The organism is Oleiphilus sp. HI0066, from assembly GCF_001635725.1.
Genome location: NZ_LWFH01001414.1, coordinates 1 through 1,067, shown reverse-complemented (window position 1 = coordinate 1,067; position 1,067 = coordinate 1). Strand labels below are relative to the sequence as shown.

General features: G+C 44.0%; 1 protein-coding gene. It reads right to left on the bottom strand.

Annotation, left to right across the window (positions count from 1 at the left end):
- Nucleotides 1-165: 165 nt before the first annotated feature.
- The coding region (locus tag A3738_RS21510; RefSeq protein WP_156504399.1) for a bifunctional diguanylate cyclase/phosphodiesterase at nucleotides 166-1,067 on the bottom strand (902 nt) is incomplete at its 5' end.

Here is a 1,067-nt window from a genome sequence, read left to right as displayed (position 1 = left end):
ATAGCGATGTTCAGCATGTAATACAACTTCCAATGATTATTCTTAGTTGGGGGTAGTATACCGACGATTACATTTTGTTACACGAAAGAGGTAACACTTTGAAGGGGACTTGGGTCACGCCTCGAAGGTCAATTGACCCTCGAGGGTTTTAGCAATTATTTGCAATTACACAGCTTCAGCAAGCCTATGTTCTCGTTCTAGGAAGAATGTGCGCAGATCACCGTAATTGATTGGCTTGCTAAAGAAATAGCCTTGTGCGAAATCACATTTGTTAATGTCTAGGAAGTCACGCTGATCTTCACTCTCAACGCCTTCGGCAACTACTTTCAAGTTTAGTTTGTGCGCAACGGCGATGATCGCTGATGTGATTTCCATGGCATTGAGATCTTCTGGTATGTCGCGTACAAACTCACGATCTACTTTGAGTATGTCGACTGGCAAACTTTTCAGATAGCTAAATGAGGAGTAGCCAGAGCCGAAGTCATCGATACTTACGGTACAGCCATAAGCCTTGATGCGATTCAATTGATCGATCACTGTTTCCATGTCTTGCATGAGCATGCTCTCGGTGACTTCTAGCTCTAGGTTACGGGCAGGCATGCCTGCTGTTTCTAGTGCATTATTCACCGTATTGACTAGGCGTAAGTCAGTGAATTGTCGTGTTGATAGGTTAACTGCAACACGTAAATCTAAGCCAGAGTCTTGGTTGAGTTGATGAATTTCGCTACATGCCTTCTTTAAAACCCAGTCGCCAATCGGGACGATCAGTCCGGTTTCTTCAGCAATAGAGATAAAGTCATTGGGGGAAATTTCACCTTTAACTGGATGACGCCAGCGAATGAGCGCTTCAACACTGTTTATTTTGTTTGTCTTTAAATCGATTTGAGGTTGGTAATGAAGATAGAACTCGTCATTGCTTAGTGCATGGCGAATCTCGTGCTCAATCTCCATAAGATGGCTGGCTCTAACATTCAACTCTTCAGTAAAGAAGCAGTAGCCGTCTCGTCCGCGTTCTTTGGCGCGATACAAAGCCATATCTGCATTGCGCATCAAAGTTTCACTGCAGG